General features: G+C 63.4%; 1 protein-coding gene and 1 pseudogene. One reads left to right on the top strand and one right to left on the bottom strand.

The genetic code is table 11. The features are described from left to right. Positions 1-89: 89 nt before the first annotated feature. Positions 90-665: a hypothetical protein gene (locus AC1D00_RS42920; protein ID WP_477014894.1), complete on the bottom strand. Its 576-nt coding sequence runs from the start codon at positions 663-665 to the stop codon at positions 90-92. 74 nt (positions 666-739) lie between these two features. Between AC1D00_RS42920 and AC1D00_RS42915 the strand changes: the two are divergent. Next, positions 740-928, top strand: a pseudogene (locus AC1D00_RS42915) (NUDIX hydrolase); the annotation flags it as partial. Positions 929-953 lie beyond the last annotated feature (25 nt).

Genomic DNA, 953 nt, shown 5'->3' with positions numbered 1-953 from the left:
ATTCGCAGAGTTCATGGCCATCCATTGCGGTGAGCGGCCGTAAGGATGGCAATTTCCGAAGCGAGTAGCAACAGGCCGTGGCCGGGCCTTTATGCGGCCCGTGGCGCCGGCGGATCCTGCAGATCAGGATCATCCGGCTCGGTGCCGACATAGTCGCGCGCCGGCAGCTTGAGAAGGCGGCCGATCTCGCCCGCGAGCTTGTCGGCCTCCTCGCGCCTGGTGAAGCTCATCAGGTTGATCGGCTCGGTGCCCTCGCTGCCGCAGAGATTGACGTCATAGGTCGTCAGATCCGCGTCGTAATCGTCGGTGATGCTGATGAAATGATAGTCGGCGAGATTGCGGTGCTTGCGAATATTCAGCGGGCCGAACTGGCTGGTGATGACGATCTGGCGCAGCGTCTCGTTGAGCACGACGAAATAGCGGAAGGTGAGCAGGATCAGGCCGGGGATACCGACGAGCAGCCCAAGGCCGGTGAACACCAGCACCGGCACGAGGTCATCGGCGAGCCGGCCGAAGCCGGAAAAATCCTGGCGCAGGCCGAGTGCGACATTCCAGAGCAGATAGCTACTCGCCGCCAGCAGCGGCAGCGACAGCAGCCGGCCGATCCAGGGCATGGGGCGGTCGATGCGGACCATGCCGCCATCCACTGTCATCGCGCCTGCCATTGATGGTCTCCTCACGAGGTCATGGCTTGGTCGGAGCGAGCGGCGGATTGGTTCGATGATCCGCCCCCGATTCGGAGCTGGTCCGGGTCGATCTCGGCTCGAAGCCGCTCGCCGACCTGCATCCGACGACGCGCAACGTGCTCAACGAGCTCGACACCAGCCTTGCGACCGGCTCGCTCCACCACGATGCGCCGGTGCCGTTCTTCCATTTCTATGGCGGCAAGATGCGACGAGATGTGCTAGGTGAAGGAAAGGGCGCTTGAACGACTGGAGGATCGGATGACGCGG

The sequence above is a fragment of the Bradyrhizobium sp. P2_E8 genome (assembly GCF_056403875.1).
This window is presented reverse-complemented; position numbering and strand designations above follow the sequence as displayed.